The following is a 23,008-nucleotide window of genomic DNA, read 5'->3' on the forward strand; positions in this document are numbered from 1 at the left end:
CGAGCCACGAAGAGTGGAGGGATCAATGATCGAGGTACTGCCCGACATGCCCGCAGGGGTGACCGGCTTTCGGGTCTCGGGTCGAATTCGCGGTGACGAGTTGCGCGACTTCAAACCCAAGATGGACGAGATGCTGGAAACCGGCGAGATCCGCATCGTCGAGGTCATCGCCTCCGACTACGAAGGGTTCGGCCCCGGCGGGTTGGCCGAGGATCTGAAGCTCGGCTTCGGCGCTCTGTTACAGCACCACTCGGCTTTCAAGCGGACGGCGGTGGTCACCGACAAGGAGTGGGTGCGCCACACGCTGCACGCTCTGGCGTGGATGGTGCCCGGCGACATCGCGTTGTTCGGTGTCGACGAACTCGAGCGCGCCAAGCAGTGGGCGGCCGGCTGAGTGGCCTAGTAACCCGGAGTGACGATGTCTTGCAGTTCCTGTTCTTCCGGCGACGGCGCAGGCGGTCCCGGCGGCTGGGCCTCGTTGCCCGACGAGACGCCGCACTCCGCACCGCTGACACCGGGCGGGCACGCACTGTTTCCGGTCGCGGCCGTGTTCGGCGTCAGGAACGGCACACAGTTCAACGTGTAGGGGTCGTTGTGTTCGCCGCCGGGGCACTGCGCGACTTGAGCCGGCGCACCCGGCGACGCGGCGACGAACGCCGCAATGATCGGTGCCGCCAAGGCGACCGCGAAGCCACCGGCGATTCTCAGCAGTCGTCGGGTTCCGGATACTGGCATCATCACGCTTTCCTGTTGAACGCCGAATGCACGTCGACAGTATCGTGCAACGGGTGCGCTCAGTGTCGGCTTGAGCCACGTTGTCGACGCGGGGGGCGCCCGATCCCCGACACTAGACGCGTTGGGTAGCGTGCTCACCGGCCGCCATCACTGAGGCCCCCATAGCCCAATTGGCAGAGGCAGCGGACTTAAAATCCGTCAAGTGTGGGTTCGAGTCCCACTGGGGGCACGGTGATTGTGGTGGTAGCAGCGTGTCGTACGGTCGTCGGTGCCGTCGGAAAGCGGTTCCCCCGGCAACTTAGCGGGCCGGTGCGTTCGGATCGTGCGGGATAACGATCGGGTCTGCGGCAAGAACCTTCATATCTTCGTCGCGCGGCCCCCATCCGCTTCCGAAGGTGTTTGTGTGGAAGATCTGGCCGGTGAGTGTCTGCGCGCTCTGTTGGGCAAGGTAGACGATCGGCGGACCAAGCACCTCAGGTGTCGGAACATTTCCGGAACCTGCTTTGAGGTGTTCTTCGTATTTGTCCGGATAAAGCCGGCGCATGGTCTCGGTCAACGTCGTACCCGGGCTGAATGCATTCACAGCGATGCCATGAGGGCGGAATTCGTCTGCGCACCATGTCGTCAGGCGGTTCACCGCCGCCTTGGAGATGCAGTACATCAACAGATCTTGGTGTCCGGAGGCTCCGCCGGTGGTGTCGGCGCATGCCGACGTGAGCAGGACGATGCTGCCCGAGCCCTGCGCGATCATGTGTGGTGCCACTGAACGGACGAGGTAGTAGGCACCGCGGACGTTCACGTCCATTACCCGATCCCATTGCTGAGCCGTGATTGTGAACGCGTCGTGGCGCGGGTAGATGCCGACCGCGAAGACTAGGACGTCGATTCGGCCGTGATCGGCGATCGCGCGTTCGACCATGTCGTGTACCTCAGCGTCGCGTTCGACATCGCAGGCGATTGTGTCGACGGAGAACCCTTCGCGCGCCGCTTCGCGCGCAATCCCTTCCAGCGTGAGTATCGAATCCGGTTCGGACGGCTTGGACAGCGTGCGGGCAGCCGCGATCACCTTGGCGCCTTCCCGGGCGAGCGCCAACACGTAGGCACGACCGGATCCCTGGCTCGCACCGACGACCAGCGCGACCTTGTCCTTCAGTTTCATGACAAGGGCCAGGCGTGGTAGAAGATCGACGCGCTGGGTGACCGACGCAGGCCCGAACGCACAATCTTGTACATGAGCCTGACGCTACTCGTTGCCGAGTGCCCAGCTAGTCCAAGCTTGAAATCCGCCCACTGTCGGTTCCGCTCCACTAGGGGCACCCGGTCGCGGCCGGTAGATGCCACTCAGTCGATGACAGGGACCAGCAGTTGTGCAGGCCGCTGCGGGCCCCAGTGCACGGTGGCGCTGCCGCGGGATCGCCGCTCGTAGGCGCCGGGGAACTGGCCGGTCAGCGGATTACGCGGCCACAGCCAGCGCCCGGCGATGACCAGCCGCAGTTGTTCTCCGCGCCGAAACACCGTTGCCGACGGCCCGAGCGCGATGTCGACGTCTACCACTTCTGCGGGGCGCAGCGGCCGACGCTCAGTGCAGGCGGGCACCGGCGCGAACGGGCGCGACAGTTCCGAGTCGAGGGTCCGCATCGACGCGCGCAACCATCCCGTCGTCACCCGGTCGCGCCCGAATCCGTAGGAACCTTCGAACGAGACATACTGCCCTCGCGGTACTTCTCGACACCGACGAACAGGTCCACGTCGTCGCTTCCGGTCACGCTGACGAACAGTCGCAACGCCATCGGTCCGGTGATCTCGACATCCTCGGGCACGGTCCACCCGAATCTCACGCCGGACGAACGGACGTCGAAGCCGATCGAACCGTCGACGGCCGCTGTATCGGGGCGCAGGCCGTCGGCGGTCAGGTACAACGGGGTCCACTTCGTCCGTTCAAGCGGCCAACTCTGCTCGTCGCGGACCTCCACCACCCGGTCACGACTCTCGCGAACTTCGAGCCGCACCCGGGGAAGAGGTGCGCCGTGGTCACCACCGCGGAGATGGCGGTCCAGGAAATCCAACTGCGTGCGCAACGACTCCCCGGAGTAGAAGTTGGCCCACTTGCCCTCTCGGTGGGTGTACAGGTGACGTTCGACCGAACCGATCTGCTCGAACGCCCGGATCGAGCCGCGGGTGTGCAGGTTGTTGTCGGAGAAGCTGCCGCAGATCAGCGCGGGCACCTCGATGCGGCTTAGGTCGGGGACCAGTGAACGCCAAAACTCATCGCGCAGCGGATGTTTCGCGCTCTCCTCGTCCACCTGGTATGCGAGTCGGATGTTGCGGAGCTCGCGAGTCCACAGCTTGACGAACCCGACCTCCGCGATGCCGCCCGGTCGCATCAAGTCGCGGTAGGCGTCGGTGAAGCCCTCCCAGGGCACGATGGCCTTGAGATGCGGCGGACGCATCGAGGCGGCCTTCCACTGCGAGATCGCCAGGTAGGACACACCGAGCATGCCGACCGCGCCGGTGCTCCACGGCTGCGTGCCCACCCACTCGATCAGGTCGTAGACGTCTTCGCCCTCCTGGTCGGAGAGCACCGAGCCGACGCCGTCGGAGTGGCCGGCACCGCGGAGGTCGCAGTTGACGACGGCGAAACCGTGCGCGGTCCACCATGCCGGGTCGGGAGCTTCCCAGCCGGTCAGGTGAGAGAACCGGACGGCGGCGGGTTGTCGCAAGGCGCGGTACTGGAACGGAAGGGTGTATCCGCCGGTCCTTCGGCGAGGCTTGGGGTGGTTGTCCTTGCCGTAGGGGTGTGCGGACAGGACGACCGCGTACCGCCCCTCGCCTGCGGGCAGATGCACGTTGACGCGCAGCACTGTGCCATCGCGTGTGCTCACCGGCACGTCGTGTTGCACCCTGACGGAATCGGGCGCAGGACGCAGGATCGTGACCGGAGGATTCAGGATTCCCCGCAGCCGCGCCAGGGCGTAGCGGGCCGCACCCGGGCGCCGCCATGGCCGATCGGCTGCGGGGGCGTCGGTGGCAGTCACGAAACTCCTTGTGACAGGTGCAGCAGCTACAGGGATCACAGGCTACAAGATCGCCGATGGTGCAAACGCCCTTCACAGCTGGTTGTCCGCTGGTTGTTTCCGTCGCGTCGGTGGCGGGCATTCAGCAGGAATGGACAAGCTGAGCCGACTCGGGCATGCACAGCAACGGATCGGCAAGGTTCAGCGGCGAATCTGGTTGGCGCAGGCTCTTGCGTGGCCGACGGCGCTCGCCGCAGGCGCCGCCACGGTGGGCACCGTGGTGTGGTTCATGCGGCGACGGTCCGCGGGCGGCCGCCATGAGATGCCGGATCTGCCGGGCGCCCACGAGGACGGCACGGTCCACGTCGAGACAGACGGTCAGCTCACGCACAACTGAGCGCGACGTGATGTGCCTCAGCGGCACAGGCTTTCGAATATCTCGGTCCAGTCGCGACCCCCCGGGGTCCAGGAAGTAGTCGTCGGCGCCGCCCCATACGTCGACCGGGACCTCGATGTCCTCGGGGGCGAAACCCCACGGCTACATCGCGGCGAGATAGTCGTCCGACATGCGCCCGAACTCGCCGATCCCGTCAATCGGGCCCGCGGGACCGACAATGCCTGTAGCGACAAAGCACTATTCAGATGACGACGCGGGGGTGGTCCACATCAACGTCGTGGCGACAGCGGCGACCCTGGTCGCGTTTCCGGTAGTCACCGGAATCGTCGGAGGTGTCGTCGCGGTGCTGCGGTCGCCTCGGCCGGCGGTAGTCAGTGGTGTCCAGCACTTCGCTGCCGGCGTCGTGATGGCGGCCGTGGCCGGTGAGGTGCTCCCACAACTTCGCGAGCGTGGACCACTGTGGCTCATTGTCATCGGGTTCGCCGCTGGTGTCGCGCTGCTGGTCGGGATGCGTCAGTTCGAGGGAGAGGATTCTTCCGATTCCGGGCTTCCGGTCAGCTTTCTCGTCGTTGTCGCCATCGATCTGTTCATCGACGGCCTCCTGGTCGGAACCGGTGCAGCGGTGTCCACCAAGACCGCAATGATCATCGCCATCGCGCTCACGGTGGAGGTGCTGTTCCTGTGCTTGTCGGTTGCATTACGCCTGACCGGTTCTGGCGTGTCCAGGCTGACCACCGTCGCACTGATTGGTCTGTTGACTCTCTCGGTCGCGCTCGGAGCGATTCTCGGTGCCTTACTGCTAGGTGACGCGGGGCCTGCGCTGCTCGGCCTTGTGCTCGCTTTCGCCGCCGCCGCGCTGCTGTGGTTGGTGGTGGAGGAATTACTCGTCGAGGCACATGAGACACCTGATCGTCCGTGGATGGCGGCCATGTTCTTCGTCGGCTTCCTCGCTCTGTTCTGCCTGGAGGCCCTCGGGTGACCGCCGTCGTGGCCGGCCGGCCATCGCGCGCATCGCGCTGACTCGGGCTCGGAACCAGACCCGACGTGACACCATTCCGGTGCGCCGCACATCGCCCCGGGAGGAGCTCGGAGCATGCACATCACCAGGCTCGGCACGGGGGTCCCTCCGGTGTTCTTCGTGCATGGACTCGCGTGTGACGGCACGGACTGGCGCGCACAGGTCGAAACACTTTCGGCAAGGACGACGGTGGTGACGTGCGACCTGCCCGGGCACGGACTCAGTCCGGGAACCCCTGCCGAGTGCACCATCGAGGCCTACGGCATCGCTGTCGCCGACGCCCTTGCCTCGCTCGAGGTGGCACCGGCGATCGTCGTCGGCCACAGCATGGGGTGCCGGGTGGTGCTGGCGGCGAGCCGGGCACGGCCCGATGCCGTGGCGGGTCTGGTGCTCGTGGACGGCAGCCGGATAGGCGCGGGTGATCCGGATGCGGCCGGGCAGTCGATGGCGGACGAACTCGTCGGAGACGGCTACCTCCGATTCATGCGGAGCTTTTTCGAGTCGATGTTCGTTCCGTCGAGCGATCCCTTGGTGAGGCAGACGATCATCGACCGTGCGTTGCGTTTCCCCGCGGTCCTGGGCAGGCCACTGCTGACAGACCTGGCTCGCTGGGACGCCGGGGAAGTTGAGGCTGTACTCGACGCTGTCGACGTCCCGCTTTTGGCCATCCAGAGCACGACCATGGACACCGCTCGTGAGCGGGTGTCGCTGTCGCCGGGTGTGATGTCAGTCTGGCTGGATCTGGTCGGCATACACGTGCCGCACGCGCGAAGCGCGATTCTGCCTGGCACCAGCCACTTCCCACAGATCGAGCGGGCCGACGAAGTGACCATGTTAATCGCCGATTTCGTGGCCGCCAACGAGACTCATACCGACCCGTGAGCAGGTGGGTCTGGGAGCTTAGTCGGCGAATGGGCGTATGCCGGCAGGCCCAGGGGGTACAGACTGCAGTCGCCGCCGATCGAAGCGCGACGACGGCGCCTGAACTCGACCATGGAGCCTGACGAAGAGCCTTGCGGAAGGAGCGACACCGTGCCGATGACGAAGAAGAACGGCAAGCCCAAGAAGAGCGAGTTGCCGAGCACGCTGAAGAAGTCCGGCAAGAAGGCTCAACGCACGTTCGCCAAGGCCCACGACGCAGCGGCGAAGGAATACGGTGACGGCGAGCGCGCCCACCGGGTGGCCTACAGCGCACTCAAGCACAAGTTCGAGAAGGTCGGCGACCGCTGGGAGAAGAAGGACAAGAAAGGTCCCTCCGACGAGCGCGCCCGCAGCGGTGGTCCGGACGCCAAGGGCAAGAGTGCCGAGGGCGTCGATGCCAACTCGAGTAAGAAGCATCTGACCCAGGTCGCACGAAAGCTCGACATCTCGGGTCGCTCCACCATGAACAAGAAGGAACTGGTCGCCGCGATCAAGAAGGCCAACCGCCGCGAAACCGCGCGCAAACGTTAGCAGCCGGAGGCAGAGCCTCCCATTTTCGGCTGGCGCACTTGAGTTTCGGTTCTGCACCTGGAAGGTCTCGCCGCTTGCCACGTGGCGGCCTCGCCCATCTGCGAAACTGAGAACTCGGCCCATCAGCGTTGTACAGGAGGACGGTCACTCGTGCGTGGTCACGGCAGGGAGCGCGGCCGTCCGCGCGGACCAGTGCCCGCCGCCTGATGACGGCGCCGATGGCGGTTCCCTATCAACCCGATGACTCGATGCGGGGCTCCATCCACATCTGCGTGACAGCCACCGTCGCAGGCATCCTGATCGGCTTCGTGGGCGGCGTTTTCCGGTGGTGCCTGGAGAAGGCGGACGAGTGGCGCGACGACTTCGTCGCGTGGACACTCGCACTGCCGGGGCCCGGCTGGCTGGTACCGATGGCGGCCGCCGCAATCGGTGCAACGCTTGCGGCGCTGATTGTGCGGTGGGAGCCGCTGGCCGCAGGCAGCGGCATCCAGCACGTCGAGGCGGTCTACCGTGGCGACGCGCGCCCACCGCTGATCCGGTTGCTGCCGGCCAAGTTCGTCGGCGGCGTGCTCGCCATCGGGTCGGGGCTGGTGCTCGGACGCGAGGGACCGACCGTGCACATGGGCGCCGCGATCGGAGCCGAAGCGGCGCGGCGGGCTCGGTTGCCTGACCCCGAGGTCCGAATGATGCAGACCGCGCTCGGCGGTGCCGGACTGGCGGTCGCGTTCAATGCACCGATCGGTGGCACTCTTTTCACGCTCGAAGAGGTCACCAAGTCGTTCCGGCTGAAAACCGTCCTGGCGACGGTGTTCGCGGCCGCCGCAGCAGTCGGGTGTTCACGTCTGGTCCTCGGCGATCACCCCGACTTCCTCGTCGAGCCCATCGACCCCCCGGCGTTTGCGTGGCTTCCCGTTTTCGTCGTATTCGGCTTGCTCACCGGCATTCTGGGCGCTGCTTACAACGGATTGGTGTTGTGGCTTCTGGACCACGTCGGTCAGCTGCGGCGGATCTCCGGAGTGGTCAAGGCGGCCATCATCGGCGCGGTCATCGGCCTTGCGATGGTCGTCTATCCGCTGAGCGTGGGCGGCGGTGACCCACTGACTCAGCAGATCCTCGGAGGCGCGCAGTTCGTGCTCCCCGTCGTGATCGGGCTCCTGGCGGTGCGGCTGATCGCCGGACCGCTGTCGTACTCGGCCGCCGTGCCGGGCGGACTGTTCGCGCCGCTGCTGGCCGTGGGCGCGTTGTGGGGACTGTTGTTCGTCGGCGTTTTCGGCGGCATGTGGCCTGGCGATGTGTCGACGCTGGCCGTTCCCATGGCGCTCGTCGGCATGGCGGCGTTCTTCGCGGCGACGGTGCGGGCACCCGTGACGGGAATGGTTCTGGTTGTCGAGATGACGGCCACGACGGCGGTGCTGGTGCCCATCATGGCGGCGACTGCGGCAGCGGTCCTGGCGGCCAGCCTGGTGCGGTCAGCGCCGATCTACGACAGTCTCCGCGAACGCATGCCCGACGAGGAGTCCATCGAACGCCGCGGTGACGGGTAGCCGCGCGCCGAGGTATCGCGCGTCAACCAGTGTGTAGTCCATCTAATTACAGGGTAGGGTGACTGGAACAGTCAACGCAGATGAGGAGCGTGCGGGGGTCCGCTCTATCTGTTGGTCCTCGCGTCCGATCGTCTCCGGACGGCGGAGACGAAAGCCTTCTCGGAGGAGTTCCCGTGCGCCATCTGATCGGCCTACTGATCACCCCTGCCATCGCTGCCGCCGCTGCTGCTGTCGCCGTCGCCGCACCGGCGTCGGCGGACCAGGCGGAGTTCATTCACAAGATCCAGTCGGAGTACGTCTTCCTGACGACGGACCAACTGGTCTCGATCGGTCAAGAGATCTGCGCGGCCGCCGCCAGTGGCGTTCCGGCATCCGACACGGTGATGATGGTGCGCGACGAACTCGGTATGTCGGTGTCCGGGGCCGGCGACGTGGTCAGCACCGCGATCGTCGAACTCGGTTGCTGAGCGGTCACATAACAAGCTGATCAAGCCGCGCGCGCCGCACCGGCACCGCCACCGCGACGCTGTTAGTTTGCCTTGCGATGGTCAAGTTGACGTGGGGCAGGGTGGGCGCGGTACTTGCTGCGGCCCTGGTGGGCCTCGGCGGTGCGGCCGAAACACCAACGGCGGCTGCGTATTCGCGCGACGGCCTGCCGGTGGAATCGCTCGATGTGCCGTCTCCGTCGATGGGCCGCAACATCCGCGTCCAATTCCAGGGCGGCGGCCCGCACTCGGTCTATCTGCTCGACGGACTTCGCGCGCAGGAGGACGCCAGCGGTTGGGACGTCAACACCGCCGCGTTCGAGTGGTTTCACGGATCCGGTGTCTCGGTGGTGATGCCCGTCGGCGGGCAGTCCAGCTTCTACACCGACTGGTACCGGCCGGCCGCGGGCAGTGCAGGCCCGGTGACCTATAAGTGGGAGACCTTCCTGACCCGGGAACTGCCCGCATGGTTGGCCGCCAACCGGGGTCAGGCGCCGACCGGTAACGCAGTGGTGGGCGTATCGATGTCGGGCAGTGCGGCACTCACGCTGGCCGTATGGCATCCGACGCAGTTCATCTTCGCCAGCTCGCTTTCGGGTTACCTCAACCCGTCTACGGGGTTGTGGCCCACGCTGATCGGCTTCTCGATGAAGGACGCGGGCGGTTACAACGCCACCGACATGTGGGGCCCGTCGTCGGATCCCGCGTGGCGGCGCAACGATCCGATGGTCAACATCAACACGCTGGTCGCCAACAACACCGCACTATGGATCTACTGCGGCAATGGGGCGACGTCGGAACTCGATGACGGCGCGAACTTCGGCACCCAGTACAGCGCGCAGTTCCTGGAGAACATCACGCTGTCGACGAACAAGGACTTCCAGCGCCGATACCAGGCCGCCGGTGGCCGCAACGCCGTCTTCAACTTCCCGGCCGACGGAACCCACAGCTGGGGCTACTGGGGTGCTCAGCTACAGGCGATGAAGCCGGAGCTGGTGCGGATCGTCGGGGCGCCACCGCCACCGCCACCAGCGCCACCGCCACCGGCGCCGCCGCCACCGCCGCCGCCGGCGCCGTAGTCAGGCGTCGTCGCAGAGTCCCTCGCCAGTGGCGGCACGCCCAAAGCTCGCCCAGTTCACGTCGACGCTCCCGCCTGCGTCCAGGCTCGGCAGCGGGTCGGTCGTGCAGCGGCGTTCCCTCTGACCTGGGCGTATCGCGTTGAGCAGTGCGGCCCGCCGGCAGGTTCGGCACGGGTCAGTAATGTCCTATATATTGCTGCTTTGACCGGCGCGGACGGGTGCCCGACGATGCATTTGATCGAGGAAGTCGCTAACCTGTTGCCCGGGTTCAGACGGCAGCCTCTCGAGATCGGGTCATGACCGCTTCGGTGGTTGCCAAACAAGAGGTGAGGCTTGAACGCACAGCTTTGTACCGAGAACTGGGTGGGACAGGTGGCGGTGGTCGCCGCGTCCGGCGATCTCGACATGCTCACAGCTCCGCAGCTCAAAGACGCCGTCGACGCCGTCCTGAGCAAGGAGCCCGCCGGGTTGATCATCGACCTGACCAAGGTGGAGTTCCTGGGCTCCGCGGGGATGCAGGTGCTGATGGAGACCCACAACCAGACCGACGGCGCCCAGACTCGGTTCGCCGTCGTCGCCGAGGGAGCCGCCACCAGCAGGCCCCTTAAGATCACCGGGATCGCCGACCTCATCGACTTGTTCTCGTCGCTGGAAGTGGCGCTGGACAACTTCGCTGCATGATCGCGGGGCCGACGGGGTAACCATTCGTCACCATGAACGATCCGACCGAACTCGGGTATTCGAGCAACGGCCCCGCTGATGCGCAGACAGTGGCCGAGTTCCGCCATGCCTTCGCGCAGTGGCTGCGCGAGAACTTCGCGTTCGACGCCGTCCGGCTGAACGACGTGCTCCTTGCCGTCAACGAGGCGCTGACCAATGCTGCGGAGTTCGCTTACGTCGACTCGGGCGAGGCTGGCACGATGTCGGTGACCGCCAGCTACGACACGTCTGACCGCCGACTGTTGGTCCAGGTCAGCGACCACGGCACCTGGCTGGAGAAGGTTCCGGACGGCAAGCCCAACACCAGGGGACGCGGCATCCAGCTGATGCAGGCACTGGCCGACCGGACCACCATCGAGCGCGAGCCTTCCGGCACCCAGGTCCGGATGGAGTTCGACGACTGCGCCCTGCAGAACCAAGAGCCGTACGCCACGTCCGCATAGTCGGTGTTTGGCCGGCCGCCACCGTGGGAACACGAGCACTTGCTGTGAAAATCGCCACAGGAAGCGAGCGTGTGATGGACGGGAACTCTCGTCGCGACAAGGTTGCCGGGGGCTGAGGTGTCGGTCGCAACCATCGGTCAACCACCGCCTTCGCCGGGGCGACGGCTGTCGGTCAGCGCGAGCACCTGGGCCAGCGACAAGGCGAAACACATCACCGTCTCGGCGTCGGGGGAAGTGGACGCCTGTAATGCCAAGGAATTCGCCGTCTCCGTCTGCGAGGCGGTCGACGACGCCAGGCGCGTCACCCTGGACCTGTCCGAAGTTCAGTTCTTCGCCTTCGACGGCGTGGCGGCGCTGCACGCCGTCAACGCCCACCTCAGCCGTGCCGGGGTGCCGTGGTGCGTGCTGGCGGGCACGCCTGTGACACGCGTGCTCGGGCTCTGTGACCCCGAGCGGCTGATCCCCCTCGCGGAGCCGCAGGGTCCGGCGCCGGCTCGCAGGGCGTCGCTGCGCCTGGTGGAAACCGCCTAGCAACGCCCGCGATTCCGTGGTGTTCGACAGGCTCTGCCCGTGTGATCTACCGCTCACTTTCGCCGCCGAATCTAAGAATCCGTTACCGAGGTTTAAGCGTGTGCTCATTTGGGTGAGGCGCGCCGCGGCTCGGTAGACGCACGTCAGGGGTGTGGCGCAGTCAGCTCCACGGCATGCACGTGCGGGTGACGGGAAGTTTTCTAAGCGATGTCTGAGAGGTTTCGAAACTTCTGGGCCGCTTGACTTTTGCGGCGCCGTGGCGCGCCGAATTTCGTCGCTAGACTCGACCGCAACCAAGCGCAACAGGCGCTGAGACGTGAAATCGACAGCCGGTGAACGTCATACCGGCGGAGGTCCGAATGAGAATGGCTAGTTTTCTGGTGCGTGAGAACGCTTCTGAGTCGCGAGTGAACAGCGAGGCCAAGGTGACTCCCGGCGCGCTGAGTTCGGTTGCGGTGCGTCGCGGGCCGATCGGTGATATCGCCACCACCGGCCGGGGCGCGACACTGGTGACCCATCCCGGCGACGACAGCGTCACGCTGCTCAACCCGCGGACGTTGGCGGTGGAAGCGATCATGGCGGTGCCCGGGGAGCCTTTCGCAGTGGCCGTGACGGCAGACCGCGCCTACGTCAGCACCTCGTCGTGGAGCCATAAGGACGAGGTTGCCGTAATCGATCCGGCCACCAGGACCGTCCTGCGCACGTATCCGCTGGCGTTCAGCATCACCGCATTGGCGGTCAGCCCGGACGGCAAGCGCGTATATGCCGGGCGCACCGGGGACGGCCACATCGACGTCGCGGTCATCGACGTGACCGCCGAGCGGGTGGGAACCATCGACGTGGCGACGGGCGCCGGCATCGGCATCGACGCCCTCGAGGTCGATTCGACCGGTGAGCGCCTCTACATCGCGACCACCGATGCCCGCGGCAGCGGACTGGTGGTCGTCGATATCGAGACCGCACGGGTCGAGCGCGCGGTGCCGATCGGTCCGCCGGTCCGCGATATCGCCATCGCCGACGGAACGGCCTACGTGTTGACCTCGGACCGAGTCAGTGGTGGGGTGCTCAACGTCATCGACCTGGCGACCGGCCGGATCGCGGGCCTCGTCGAAATCGGTGGCGCACCTACGCAATTGGCGATGGGGGCGGACAAAACCCGCGCCTACATCGTCGATTACGACCGGATCGTGGTGGTTTGCGCGATGACGCTCGACGTCGTCGACACCATCGATATGGACGTTCAGCCCTCCAGTGTCGCGGTCGACTTCCATGGTGGTCGCCTCTACGTCGCCGACTACGACGGCGGGGTGACGGTGTTCTCGATCGACACGACGGTGCCGTTGCTGTACTCGCACTTCATCGCCACCGACCCGATCGTCGTCCCCGAGGTCCACGAGCCGGAGCCGGCCACGGTCTAGACACCTGCGCGGCGCACCTCCGGCCCGCGGTTCTCGGTTGCTCTGAAATTGCCGAGAATTGCGTTGAACCTTCCCTGCGGCTGTCCCGTCGTACCGCGTGAAGGCCACCGGGTCTTCGTGACACGAAGGGAGGCGCGGAGTATGCGCGCAACGCTGTTGACACTGGCCGGGATCGCCGCGGCGGCCTGCGGGGCGATCGCCGCGCCTGCGGCCATTGCCTCGGCGGCCGAGTCGGCCGAACTGACCATCGCCCAGTTGGAGGCGCAGGGCTTCGACGTCAAAGTCAACCGAGTCGGGAGTGCACCACTCGATGAATGCCTGGTCACCGATATCCGAAACGCAAGGGAGCGAACGGAATTCGTGCGACGGGGCGACGATTTGATCCAGGTGGTCGCCGATCGTTCGATCACCGTCACCGTCGACTGCTCGCGGTAGGGCGACTTCGGGGTGGTCGGTCGCGCACTGCGACCAACCACATCGAAATGACTACGGGCCGGAACAGTCCAGCGAGACCGAGACCGGCTTGCTGAGGATCACGGGGAAGAGCACGCCATCCTGGTTTCCGCCCAGGAGCGGCACCAACTGAGTGAACTCCTGCGGATTGCGGACACTGGTCACGACGCACTGATCGAGCGGTCCGGTCCCGATCTTGTCGATCCGGACCGTGTAGCCCTCGGACTCCAGCTTCTCGATCACCTCGGCTGCCGTCTCCTGCTGAGCCGACGCCAGCGCGGCCGGCGCGACCAACAGCCCACTCACACCCGCAGCCACGGCAACCATCCGAATAATCTGCATGGGCCGACCTCCCGTTCCGTGTCCGGTCAATGATCCACCATTACCGCTCGGCGCGCTGGTAAGCCGTCACCACGGCCGCGCCGCCGAGGCCGATGTTGTGCTGCAGCGCGGCCGTCACATCGTCGACCTGGCGGGCGTCGGCCATGCCACGCAGTTGCCACGTCAGCTCCGCGCATTGGGCCAGCCCCGTCGCGCCCAGCGGATGGCCCTTGGAGATCAGGCCGCCGGAGGGGTTGACCACCCAGCGACCGCCGTAGGTGGTGTCGTTGTTGTCGATCAGCTTCGGGGCCTCGCCCTCACCGCACAGCCCCAGAGCCTCGTAGAGCAGCAATTCGTTGGCCGAGAAGCAGTCGTGCAGTTCGATGACCTGAAAGTCGCTGGGCCCCAGGCCTGATTGCTCGTAGACCTGTCGCGAGGCCTGGACGTTCATGTCGTAGCCGATGACGTTGCGGGCGCTGCCGTCGAACGTGGACTCGAAGTCGGTGGTCATCGCCTGTCCGACGATTTCCACCGCCCGGCCGGCCAGGCCGTGCTTGTCGACGAACTCCTCGCTGGCCAGGATCGCCGCACCCGAGCCGTCGGACGTCGGCGAGCACTGCAACTTGGTCACCGGGTCGGAGATCATCCTTGCGCCGAGGATGTCGTCGAGGCTGTACTCCTCCTGGAACTGCGCGTACGGATTGTTCACCGAGTGTTTGTGGTTCTTGTAGCCGATCTTGGCGAAATGTTCGGCGGTGGAACCGTATTGGCGCATGTGTTCGCGGCCGGCAGCGGCGAACATCCACGGTGCCACGGGGAATGCGAACTCCTCGATCTCGGTGAGCGCTTTGATGTGCCTGCCCAGTGGCGATTCGCGGTCCTCGGCGCCACCCTGAAGCGCGCCAGGCTGCATCTTCTCGAAGCCCAGCGCGATGGTGCAGTCGGCGAGCCCGCCGCGAATCGTCTGCGCGGCCAGGAACAGCGCCGTCGACCCGGTGGAGCAGTTGTTGTTGACGTTGACGATCGGGATGCCCGTCATGCCCAGTTCGTAAAGCGCCCGGTTGCCCGACGTCGAATCGCCGGTGCAGTAACCGACGAAGCCCTGCTGTACCTGCGAGTAGTGGATTCCGGCGTCGTCAAGGGCCTTGGTTCCGGACTCCTTGGCCATCTGCGGATAGTCCCAACCCTCCCGCCGGCCGGGCTTCTCGAACTTCGTCATGCCGACACCGACGACGAAAACCTTGTTGCTTCTGGCGGTCATGCCTCGAATCCTTTCGCTGCGCTGCGATCAGGACAAACATACAGCGTGCGCACCATTCCGGCGGCCCGGCAGCGGCGAGGGATCAGCCGTACTTGAGCCACCAGTTGTGCAGATCCACGAGGTTCTGGCTCTGCGCGTCGCCGAGCACCAGGTCGCCGTTCTTGGTCCACGTCACGTCCTGGTTGCCGTTGTAGACGCCACAGGCGATGCGGCCCTCGACCGTGTCGGGAGTGGCGGTGTAGTGCCAGGTGCTCGGCGATTCGACGCCGCTGTCGGGGCACTGCACCAGTTCGGAGTTCGCCGCGACCGACTCGTCGAACGCCCTGTCGAGGGCCTGTTGATCCGCGTAGAGCGAGTAGCGGGCGTTCGCCGGGCCGCCGTCGGGTGAGGCCTGACCGCAATCGACTGTCGCCAGCGACCCCGCGGCGGGCGGGCGCACGGGTTCGCACGCCCCGGCCTCGTAGCCGCGCGGCAGCAGGCCCAGCAGCTTGGCGTCGAACGAGTCCGGGTTCGGCGCGGGCGCGGTGCGCGGGGTGCGCGCGGTGGTGCGCTCGGACGTCATCGTCGGCTCGGAAGTGGCGCTGCTGGCGATGCCCGATGCGGGGTCGTCGGGCCCGACCGCCAACCAGATCCCCAGTGCGCCGAGCACGAGCACGAGCACCCCTGCGGCCGCGGCGATCGGTATCCACGGCGTTCGGCTGCGCGGCGGACCCGGCATGCCGGGCGGCGGTCCCGGCGGTGGTGGCACGCCCGCCCAGACGGGCCCCGGCGGCGGAGTTCGGTGGATCGGCGCGGGCCGTTGGGCCGGTGGTGGTGGCGGCGGTGGGTACGGCGTCGCGGCCGCGCTGCGTTGCAGAATTGTGGCGGCCTGATCCTGATCTCGTTGTGTCAGTGCATGATTGGCTGCGGCGGCCAGCTCGCCCGCGCTGGCATAGCGGTCCTGCGGGTTCTTGGCCATGCCGCGGGCGATCACCGTGTCGAAGGCGGGCGGGACCCCGTGTCGCTGCCGGCTGGGCCTGGGTGCCGGCTGCATCAGATGGGCGGTGATCACCGCGCTGACGCTGTCGCCGGTGAACGGTTGTGTGCCGGTAAGGCATTCGTGCAGCACGCAGGTCAGCGCATAGACGTCGGCGCGGTGGGTGACCTCGTCGTTGGTGAATCGTTCCGGCGCCATGTAGGCGTATGTGCCGACGGCGGTGCCCAGCTGGGTCAGCTTCTCGTCGGAAGCGGCGTTGGCGATGCCGAAATCGACGAGGTAGGCGAAGTCGTCGCCGGTCAGGATGATGTTCTCGGGTTTCACATCGCGATGCATCACCCCGCTTTCGTGCGCGGCGTCCAGCGCCGAGGCGATCTGTTTGACGATCGCCACCGCACGCGAGGGCGTCATGGGCCCGCGGTCATCGAGCATCTTGCGCAGATCGGTGCCGTCGATCATGCGCATGTCGACATAGAGCAGGCCGTCGATCTCGCCGTAGTCGTGAATCGGGACGACATGCGGTTCCTGCAGCCGGCCGGCCGCATGGGCCTCGCGCTGCAACCGCTTGCGGAACACCGGGTCGTGGGCGGCGGACTCGGGCAACAGCTTCAGCGCGACGATGCGGTCCTTGACGGTGTCCTCGGCCTCGTACACCTCGCCCATGCCGCCCTTGCCCAGCAGCCGACGCAGCCGATACGGGCCGAGCTGGGATCCAACGCGTGATCCCCCCGCAGCGGGGTCGTTCATCGGATGCTCCCTGTCGTGCGTACGCGCTGGGTAACCACCCTAATGCCGCGTCAGTGCGGATGCGTCTCAATGCCGGATGCGACCGCTGCTGCCAAGGGCGGCGGCAAGTCGAGCGGCCGGCATCGGCGTGATTGTGACCCGCGGCCGGTGCGCGATGGTGTAGACCTGCCTGAGTAGAACGTGTTCTAGTTTCGGACCAGGAGGCGGTATGGGCCTGCGGGTGGTGCAGTGGGCGACCGGCGGTGTCGGCGTCGCGGCGATCAAGGGCGTGCTCGAGCATCCCGACCTCGAACTCGTCGGCTGCTGGGTGCACTCGCCGGACAAGGCGGGCCGGGACGTCGGGGACATCATCGGTACCGGACCGTTGGGCGTGGTCGCGACCGACAGCGTCGAGGAGATCGTCGCCCTCGATGCCGACGCGGTCGTGTACTCACCGCTGCTGCCCAACCCCGAGGAGGTCGCCGCGCTGCTGCGGTCCGGCAAGAACGTCGTCACCCCGGTCGGTTGGGTGTACCCCAGCGACCGTCAGGGCGCTCCGCTGCGGGAGGCGGCGATCGAGGGCAACGCGACGCTGCACGGCACCGGCATCGCGCCGGGCGGCATCAGCGAGAAGTTCCCGCTGCTGTTCTCGGCGTTCTCCACCGGCGTGACCTTCGTGCGGGCCGAGGAGTACTCCGATCTGCGCACCTACGAGGCGCCCGACGTCGTACGGCACGTGATGGGCTTCGGTGAGGTGCCGGACAAGGCGCTGAGCGGGCCGATGCAGAAGCTGCTCGACGGCGGCTTCATCCAGGCCGTCCGGATGGTGGTCGACAAGGTGGGTTTCGCCGCCGACCCGAAAGTGCGGTCCTCGCAGGAGATCGCGGTGGCCACGGCGCCGATCGAATCGCCCATCGGCGTCATCGAGCCGGGGCAGGTCGCGGGCCGCAAGTTCCACTGGGATGCGCTGGTCGACGGTGAACCGGTGGTGCGGGTGACGGTGAACTGGCTGATGGGCGAGGAAAACCTGGATCCCGCTTGGACATTCGGCCCCGAAGGCCAGCGCTACGAGATGGAGGTGCACGGCAACCCCGACGTGTCGATCGTGGTCAAGGGCTTCCAGTCGGCGGTCGGCGGCGAGGGACCGGAATACGGCATCGTCGGTACCGCCGCACACTGCGTGAACTCCATACCCGCGGTGTGTGCCGCCGACCCCGGCATCGCGACATATCTGGACCTGCCGTTGATCAGTGGGAAAGCCGCGCCGCGCCACGGGATTCGGTAGCGACCGTTACGCCGGTCCGGCAGGCGGGTGGGAACGCACCGGCGAACCTCGCGTGACGGCCGGCGGCGGCGCCTGGCACACTCACGAGCTGTGACGAGACGAGCTCTGGTGCTCGCCGGCGGTGGGCTGGCGGGCATCGCCTGGGAGACCGGAATCCTGGCGGGCATCGCCGACGAGTCCAGTGTGACCGCGCGGGCGCTTCTGGAGTCCGACGTCATTGTCGGCACGTCGGCGGGTGCCGCCGTCGCCGCCCAACTCGGCAGCGGCCTGGGGCTCGACGAACTCTTCGACCGGCAGACGGCGGCGTCGTCCACGGAGATCAAACCGGATGTGGGTGTCGAGGAGATCACCGAGATGTTCCTGTCCGCGATGGCCCAGCCCGGTTCCAAGGCCGAGGTACTTCGGCGGATCGGTGCCGTCGCGCTCAGTGCCGACACCGTGACCGAACCGATCCGCCGAGAGGTGATCGCGCACCGGCTGCCGAGCCACGAATGGCCGGAGCGCGATCTGCTCATCACGGCGATCGACACCGCCACCGGTGAGCTCGTCACCTTCGATCGGACGTCGGGTGTGGGCCTTGTCGACGCGGTCGCGGCCAGCTGCGCGGTGCCGGGAGTGTGGCCGCCTGTGACCATCGCAGGCCGCCGGTTCATGGACGGCGGGGTCGGCAGTACCGTCAACCTGGCGCTCGCCGACGACTGCGATGTGGCTGTCGCGCTGGTACCGCACGGGGTTTCGTCACCGTCGCCGTTCGGCACCGGAGCCGCCGACGAGGTGGCCGCTCGTGCCGCGTTCGGTGTCTTCGCCGACGACACCTCACTCGAGGCGTTCGGCGCCAACCCGCTGGATCCGGCATGCCGGGCGCCGTCGGCACACGCCGGCCGGCGTCAGGGCCGCGAGGTTGCCGCCGCGGTGAGGGAGGTTCTGGGCTGCTGAATCAGCTTCTGGTACCGGCTTCTTCGGCTTTGTCCAGCGCGGTCGCGGCCAGTTCGCGGCCCACCTCGATGACCTCGGCGGCGCGGTGGAACTCCAAGCTGCGGCAGGCGGAGCGCGGCACTTCGATCAGGAGATCGGGCGGATACCCCGCGAGTATGTGTCGAGCGAGCGCGGCCTGCGCGATGTCGATCGTGCGGTTCATCACCTCGAAGCTGCCGAGCTTGGGCACCGCCACCTCCTTGGTCGCGTCGACGAGCTCCTCTTCGTTCGCGCTGTCGTCGGGGTCCTCGGCTCTGGCGCTCTCGAACAGGGAGGTGGTGCCGCGCCAGACTCGCGTCAGCCACTCGCTGGTGGCGCGGGGACCGCTGTCGACGGGTTCTTCGGCGCCGCCGGACTCGCTGCCCGCCAACGACACCGCGATGGTGAGGTCGGCGTTGACGGCCGCGATCGGGGCCATCGGCAACGGGTCCAGAATGCCGCCGTCGGCGAGCAGCCGACCGTCGAGCAGATGCGGAGTGATCACCCCCGGGATCGCGATGGACGCGCGGATCGCCGCGTCGACAGGCCCGCGTTGCAGCCACACCGACTTGCCCGCGATGAGATCGGTCGACACCGCCGTGTAGGGAATCGGCAGATCCTCGATGCGGACGTCGCCGAGGATGTCGCGCACCGCGTCGAGGATCTTGGCTGCCCGCAGCGCACCGGCCGCGCCGATCTTCGGGTCCAGCAGCCGCAACACGGCGGCCTGCGTCAGGGACTTGGCCCACTCGGCGAACTCCTCGAGTTTCCCGGCCGCGCTCAGGCCGCCGACGAGCGCGCCCATCGACGACCCTGCGATGCCGACGATCTCGTAGTCACGGTGCTGCAGTTCGTTGATCACGCCGATGTGGGCGTACCCCCGCGCACCCCCGCTGCCCAGCGCCAGCGCCACCCGGTTGCCAGCCATAGCGCTATTGTCCGCCTGTTCGGGCGGTCAGCCGCAGAGTTCGTCGGCCGCCGCCCGGACGGCGACGATCACCGCGGCCTGGCGTTCGGGCGACAGCTGCGACCACGGCGTGCCGTACGTTCCCGGACCGGCCGAATCCGTTGACTGCAGCATGCCCAGGTACGGCTCGATCTGCGACTTCGGGTCGCCGCCCTGCTGGTCCATCCACGCTTTGGCGGTGATGCAGGCCTTGGAGTACTCCTCCTCGGTCGACTCGGCGGGTGCGCCGACGGCGGTGGTGACTCCTCCGGGGGAGACGTCCACCGAACCCGGTGCCGCGGTCGGGGTTTCGGAGCTGGTGTCAGTGGCTTCGGACGTTGTGGTCGCGGGGGTCTCGGGTGCGGGAGCGGCGTCCTCCCCGTCCGACGAGCACCCGGCGAGCATCCCGACGGTCACGATGATCGCCGCAACGGCGTGACGTTGGCGCATCCCGCCAATCTAGGCAATCGACCGGACACCGGGCAGCCCGCCCCGCGTTAGGAGTGCTCGGCTCTGCCGCGGCGTTCAGGCAGCCGCCGTGTTAGCCTCGAGCGCATGACGACCGGATACCAGGAGTGTTGCCGGGCCTAGCTGCCCCCGCCCCTGTCCTGTTGTCCGTTCTCCTGGAGCTTGCATGGTTTCCCCTGCAGTCTTTCCGTATGCCGTTCCCGCGGTCTCCGCACCGACCCGACTGCGGCTTCCTGATCTGCTGTCGGCCGCCGACCGAGGCGCCGACGACGTGCTCAGTGGCCGGTGCGACCACTTGCTGCCTGCCGACGGGCCGCCTCGCGACGAGCGCTGGTACACCCGCCTGTACGGCGACGAGGAACTCGACCTGTGGTTGATCAGCTGGGTGCCGGACCGATCGACCGAACTACACGACCACGGCGGCTCGTTCGGCGCGCTGACGGTGGTCTCCGGCGCGTTGCGCGAGACTCGCTGGGATGGGCGCGGGTTGCGGCACCGCCGGCTGGCCGCCGGGGACCAGGCCGCCTTTCCGTTGGGCTGGGTGCACGATGTGGTCTGGGCGCCCGAAGGCGACGGGGCCGATCCCATCGCGCCGACGCTGAGTGTGCACGCATACTCGCCGCCGCTCACCGCGATGTCCTACTACGACGTGACCGCACGTAACACGCTGCGCCGCAACCGCACCGAGCTCACCGGAACTCCGGAGGGATGATGACCAGTCGAATCGACCGTGTGCTGGACGATGCCCGGGCCCGCCTGGCCAGGTACGAGGCATCGGAGGTGCCCGCGGCGTTGGCTCGCGGTGCCATCCTGGTCGACATCCGGCCGCAAGCACAGCGTGAACTCGAGGGTGAAGTTCCGGCGGCGCTGGTGATCGAACGCAATGTGCTGGAGTGGCGGTGCGACCCCACGAGTGGTGCGCGGCTGCCTGAGGCCGTCGACGACGACGTGGAGTGGGTGGTGCTCTGCTCGGAGGGTTACACGTCCAGCCTGGCTGCCGCCGCGCTGCTCGACCTCGGCCTGCACCGGTCGACCGACGTCATCGGTGGCTACCAGGCACTCAAAGATGTCGTCTTCTAGGCGTTCTCGTCGTTGGACAGCAGCGGGCGGAGCCGTTCCGTCTTCTGCGGCGTCCAGCCCGGGGGTTGCAGGATCGCCGCCCAGGCATTGGCCACGTCCTTGACGTAGACGTGGCCGTGGCCGTCGGGCACGTCGACGGCTACTGCCATGTCCGCCGACACCTGCAGGAAGGTGACCACAGGAATCCACTGCATGCGACCGGAGACGTCGTAGCCGCGCGGTTCGCGCAGCCAGTCCGGTTCGGAGAACAGCAGGTCGGGATTGAACCACGCGATCGGATCAGACGCGTGCTGCAAGTAGACCACGCGGGGGTTGCCCCAGGGGGCGTCGGGCCGCACCAGGTTGTCGGCGCGCGCGGCGAACCGGACGTTCTCACCCTTGTCGTAGATCGGCAGCCACATCGGCGAACCGGCGTCGCGATCGCGGGTCAGCTGCGTCCAGATCGTGTTGTTGAACGTCGGCCCGGAGAACAGCGCGCCGTCGGTGCGCGCGATCAGGTTGTTCAGCGCCAGGAACGGCGCCTCGCCGCCGAAGGAGCCCAGGCTCTCGCCGAAGACGACCAGGCGCGGTCGCTGTGCCTCCGGCATTTCGCGGATCAGCGCGTCGACGGCCTCGAACAGCGCCTGCCCGGCCTGCCGCGCGTTCTCCTTGTCCACCAGGAACGACAGCCAGCTGGGCAGGAACGAATACTGCATCGACACGATCGCGGTGTCGCCGTTGTACATGTACTCCAGGGCGCTGGCCTCGGCCTCGTTGATCCAGCCGGTGCCCGTGGTGGTGGCCACGGCGACGAGGCCGCGGTCGAGTCCACCCGTGCGCTGCAGCTCGCGCGCGGCCAGGGCCGCGGTGGCCTTGATGCCCTCGGCGGAATGCAGTCCGGCGTAGGCGCGGATGGGCTCGACTGCGGGCCTGCCGTTGAACTCCGACAGTTCCTCTACGGTCGGTCCGGCCGACACGAACACCCGGCCCTGGTGGCCGAGCGACTCCCAGCTGGCCAACGATTCGGGGCCGCCGGACCGCAACGGCGACGTCGTAGCGGGGAAGTCGGGGTCGGTCTCGTCGTTGACGGCGGCGAACGTCTTGTTGATCGTGTCCATTGCGACACGCACCACGACACCGTTGATCAGCGCGATGGCCAACGCGAGCAGTAGCGCCACCGCGACGACGGCCGAAACCCGCGGCGGCGCAAATCGGTTGAGCTGGCGCACAAGGAACCGCACCAGCCTGCCGATCAGCTGACCGATCTCGACGAGAACGAACAGCGTCACGACGGACAGCACCGCCGTCAGCGGGTAGTCCCAGAACCTGAGCAGCGCGACGTCGTTGAGCCCGCGAACCTCGTTCTGCCACACGTGGAAGTAGATGATCATCAGGACTTGGCCGACCACGCCGATGACGACCAGCGCAATCCACGCCTGCCGGGGTGCGGGCGGACTGCTGTCCTTGGATCCCATGTAGCGCACCAGCCAGACCGCGAACACGCCCAAGCCGTAGCCGAATGCTCCCGCCGCACCGCTGACCAGTCCTTGGAACAGGGGTCCGCGCGGCAGCAGCGACGGGGTCAACGACAGCCAGATGAACACCAGCCCGAGGGCGGTGCCGGTGAACGTGTAGTGGCGCACCCACCACGGCTTCGCGGGCGCCTCGTCGCGCGCCTCGCCGCGCTCGGGTGCCGGTGCTGGCGCCTCGGTGTCGGTCACCG

General features: G+C 67.1%; 25 protein-coding genes, 1 tRNA gene and 1 pseudogene. 18 read left to right on the forward strand and 9 right to left on the reverse strand.

Annotated features, from left to right (window positions below; translation table 11 throughout):
- Nucleotides 1–25: 25 nt before the first annotated feature.
- Nucleotides 26–394 (forward strand): STAS/SEC14 domain-containing protein, encoded by a 369-nt coding sequence (locus K3G64_RS13970; RefSeq protein WP_238885096.1) that lies wholly within the window; start codon nucleotides 26–28, stop codon nucleotides 392–394.
- A gap of 5 nt (nucleotides 395–399) precedes the next feature.
- Here the strand turns inward: K3G64_RS13970 and K3G64_RS13975 are convergent, their stop codons facing one another.
- Nucleotides 400–738, reverse strand: a complete 339-nt coding sequence (locus K3G64_RS13975) for a hypothetical protein (protein WP_238885098.1) — start codon at nucleotides 736–738, stop codon at nucleotides 400–402.
- Between the two features lie 152 nt (nucleotides 739–890).
- Between K3G64_RS13975 and K3G64_RS13980 the strand changes: the two genes are divergently transcribed.
- A tRNA-Leu gene (locus tag K3G64_RS13980) sits at nucleotides 891–964 on the forward strand.
- Between the two features lie 69 nt (nucleotides 965–1,033).
- Here K3G64_RS13980 and K3G64_RS13985 read toward each other — a convergent pair.
- Both K3G64_RS13985 and K3G64_RS25695 read right to left on the reverse strand, forming a co-directional pair.
- Complete coding sequence (locus tag K3G64_RS13985) at nucleotides 1,034–1,894, reverse strand: SDR family NAD(P)-dependent oxidoreductase (protein ID WP_238885100.1); 861 nt, start codon at nucleotides 1,892–1,894, stop codon at nucleotides 1,034–1,036.
- Nucleotides 1,895–2,076: 182 nt separating this feature from the next.
- Nucleotides 2,077–3,770 (reverse strand): annotated as a pseudogene (locus tag K3G64_RS25695) (CocE/NonD family hydrolase).
- A gap of 130 nt (nucleotides 3,771–3,900) precedes the next feature.
- Between K3G64_RS25695 and K3G64_RS13995 the strand changes: the two are divergent.
- From K3G64_RS13995 to K3G64_RS14050, 12 genes are all read left to right on the forward strand, one after another.
- Nucleotides 3,901–4,146, forward strand: coding sequence for a hypothetical protein (locus K3G64_RS13995; RefSeq protein WP_238885102.1), 246 nt, complete (start codon nucleotides 3,901–3,903; stop codon nucleotides 4,144–4,146).
- A gap of 217 nt (nucleotides 4,147–4,363) precedes the next feature.
- Nucleotides 4,364–5,125 carry a ZIP family metal transporter gene (locus K3G64_RS14000; RefSeq protein WP_370646936.1) on the forward strand — a complete coding sequence of 254 codons (762 nt, stop codon included), beginning with the start codon at nucleotides 4,364–4,366 and terminating at the stop codon, nucleotides 5,123–5,125.
- A gap of 114 nt (nucleotides 5,126–5,239) precedes the next feature.
- The gene (locus K3G64_RS14005) at nucleotides 5,240–6,046 is read left to right on the forward strand and encodes an alpha/beta fold hydrolase (RefSeq protein WP_238885106.1); all 807 of its coding nucleotides are present in this window, start codon (nucleotides 5,240–5,242) and stop codon (nucleotides 6,044–6,046) included.
- A gap of 150 nt (nucleotides 6,047–6,196) precedes the next feature.
- Nucleotides 6,197–6,616: a ChaB family protein gene (locus K3G64_RS14010; protein ID WP_238885108.1), complete on the forward strand. Its 420-nt coding sequence runs from the start codon at nucleotides 6,197–6,199 to the stop codon at nucleotides 6,614–6,616.
- 218 nt (nucleotides 6,617–6,834) lie between these two features.
- Nucleotides 6,835–8,160 carry a ClC family H(+)/Cl(-) exchange transporter gene (locus K3G64_RS14015; protein ID WP_238885110.1) on the forward strand — a complete coding sequence of 442 codons (1,326 nt, stop codon included), beginning with the start codon at nucleotides 6,835–6,837 and terminating at the stop codon, nucleotides 8,158–8,160.
- Between the two features lie 173 nt (nucleotides 8,161–8,333).
- The gene (locus tag K3G64_RS14020; RefSeq protein WP_238885112.1) at nucleotides 8,334–8,627 is read left to right on the forward strand and encodes a DUF732 domain-containing protein; all 294 of its coding nucleotides are present in this window, start codon (nucleotides 8,334–8,336) and stop codon (nucleotides 8,625–8,627) included.
- A gap of 77 nt (nucleotides 8,628–8,704) precedes the next feature.
- The gene (locus tag K3G64_RS14025) at nucleotides 8,705–9,724 is read left to right on the forward strand and encodes an esterase family protein (RefSeq protein WP_238885115.1); all 1,020 of its coding nucleotides are present in this window, start codon (nucleotides 8,705–8,707) and stop codon (nucleotides 9,722–9,724) included.
- A gap of 333 nt (nucleotides 9,725–10,057) precedes the next feature.
- Nucleotides 10,058–10,405, forward strand: coding sequence for an STAS domain-containing protein (locus tag K3G64_RS14030; protein ID WP_238885116.1), 348 nt, complete (start codon nucleotides 10,058–10,060; stop codon nucleotides 10,403–10,405).
- Nucleotides 10,406–10,437: 32 nt separating this feature from the next.
- The gene (locus K3G64_RS14035; RefSeq protein ID WP_238885117.1) at nucleotides 10,438–10,887 is read left to right on the forward strand and encodes an ATP-binding protein; all 450 of its coding nucleotides are present in this window, start codon (nucleotides 10,438–10,440) and stop codon (nucleotides 10,885–10,887) included.
- A 117-nt stretch (nucleotides 10,888–11,004) separates the two neighbouring features.
- Nucleotides 11,005–11,418 carry an STAS domain-containing protein gene (locus K3G64_RS14040; protein WP_238885118.1) on the forward strand — a complete coding sequence of 138 codons (414 nt, stop codon included), beginning with the start codon at nucleotides 11,005–11,007 and terminating at the stop codon, nucleotides 11,416–11,418.
- Nucleotides 11,419–11,777: 359 nt separating this feature from the next.
- A complete protein-coding gene (locus K3G64_RS14045; protein WP_238885119.1) occupies nucleotides 11,778–12,836 on the forward strand; it encodes a YncE family protein in 1,059 nt (352 codons plus the stop codon).
- Nucleotides 12,837–12,977: 141 nt separating this feature from the next.
- Nucleotides 12,978–13,271, forward strand: coding sequence for a hypothetical protein (locus tag K3G64_RS14050; RefSeq protein WP_238885121.1), 294 nt, complete (start codon nucleotides 12,978–12,980; stop codon nucleotides 13,269–13,271).
- Between the two features lie 51 nt (nucleotides 13,272–13,322).
- Here the strand turns inward: K3G64_RS14050 and K3G64_RS14055 are convergent, their stop codons facing one another.
- The 3 genes from K3G64_RS14055 to K3G64_RS14065 all read right to left on the reverse strand — a co-directional run bounded on the left by K3G64_RS14055 (nucleotide 13,323) and on the right by K3G64_RS14065 (nucleotide 16,594).
- Nucleotides 13,323–13,616, reverse strand: coding sequence for a hypothetical protein (locus tag K3G64_RS14055; RefSeq protein WP_238885123.1), 294 nt, complete (start codon nucleotides 13,614–13,616; stop codon nucleotides 13,323–13,325).
- Between the two features lie 55 nt (nucleotides 13,617–13,671).
- Nucleotides 13,672–14,871 (reverse strand): lipid-transfer protein, encoded by a 1,200-nt coding sequence (locus tag K3G64_RS14060; RefSeq protein WP_238885125.1) that lies wholly within the window; start codon nucleotides 14,869–14,871, stop codon nucleotides 13,672–13,674.
- An 82-nt stretch (nucleotides 14,872–14,953) separates the two neighbouring features.
- Nucleotides 14,954–16,594, reverse strand: coding sequence for a serine/threonine-protein kinase (locus K3G64_RS14065; protein ID WP_238885127.1), 1,641 nt, complete (start codon nucleotides 16,592–16,594; stop codon nucleotides 14,954–14,956).
- A 208-nt stretch (nucleotides 16,595–16,802) separates the two neighbouring features.
- On the opposite strand from K3G64_RS14065, the gene K3G64_RS14070 reads away from it, so the two are divergent.
- Both K3G64_RS14070 and K3G64_RS14075 read left to right on the forward strand, forming a co-directional pair.
- The gene (locus K3G64_RS14070; RefSeq protein ID WP_238885129.1) at nucleotides 16,803–17,858 is read left to right on the forward strand and encodes an NAD(P)H-dependent amine dehydrogenase family protein; all 1,056 of its coding nucleotides are present in this window, start codon (nucleotides 16,803–16,805) and stop codon (nucleotides 17,856–17,858) included.
- 90 nt (nucleotides 17,859–17,948) lie between these two features.
- Nucleotides 17,949–18,794, forward strand: coding sequence for a patatin-like phospholipase family protein (locus K3G64_RS14075; protein WP_238885130.1), 846 nt, complete (start codon nucleotides 17,949–17,951; stop codon nucleotides 18,792–18,794).
- A 1-nt stretch (nucleotide 18,795) separates the two neighbouring features.
- On the opposite strand, the gene K3G64_RS14080 is transcribed toward K3G64_RS14075, so the two are convergent.
- Both K3G64_RS14080 and lpqV read right to left on the reverse strand, forming a co-directional pair.
- Nucleotides 18,796–19,740, reverse strand: coding sequence for a patatin-like phospholipase family protein (locus K3G64_RS14080; RefSeq protein ID WP_238885132.1), 945 nt, complete (start codon nucleotides 19,738–19,740; stop codon nucleotides 18,796–18,798).
- 27 nt (nucleotides 19,741–19,767) lie between these two features.
- Complete coding sequence (lpqV, locus tag K3G64_RS14085; RefSeq protein WP_238885134.1) at nucleotides 19,768–20,208, reverse strand: lipoprotein LpqV; 441 nt, start codon at nucleotides 20,206–20,208, stop codon at nucleotides 19,768–19,770.
- Nucleotides 20,209–20,392: 184 nt separating this feature from the next.
- On the opposite strand from lpqV, the gene K3G64_RS14090 reads away from it, so the two are divergent.
- A complete protein-coding gene (locus K3G64_RS14090; RefSeq protein ID WP_238885136.1) occupies nucleotides 20,393–20,938 on the forward strand; it encodes a cysteine dioxygenase in 546 nt (181 codons plus the stop codon).
- Nucleotides 20,938–21,306 carry a rhodanese-like domain-containing protein gene (locus K3G64_RS14095; RefSeq protein WP_238885138.1) on the forward strand — a complete coding sequence of 123 codons (369 nt, stop codon included), beginning with the start codon at nucleotides 20,938–20,940 and terminating at the stop codon, nucleotides 21,304–21,306. Before K3G64_RS14090 ends, K3G64_RS14095 begins: the two co-directional genes overlap by 1 nt.
- Here K3G64_RS14095 and K3G64_RS14100 read toward each other — a convergent pair.
- Nucleotides 21,303–23,006: an alpha/beta hydrolase gene (locus K3G64_RS14100; protein ID WP_238885140.1), complete on the reverse strand. Its 1,704-nt coding sequence runs from the start codon at nucleotides 23,004–23,006 to the stop codon at nucleotides 21,303–21,305. The genes K3G64_RS14095 and K3G64_RS14100 overlap by 4 nt on opposite strands.
- Between the last annotated feature and the right edge of the window lie 2 nt (nucleotides 23,007–23,008).

It is taken from the genome of Mycobacterium sp. IDR2000157661 (assembly GCF_022317005.1).
In the GTDB taxonomy this organism is placed as follows: Bacteria; Actinomycetota; Actinomycetes; order Mycobacteriales; family Mycobacteriaceae; genus Mycobacterium.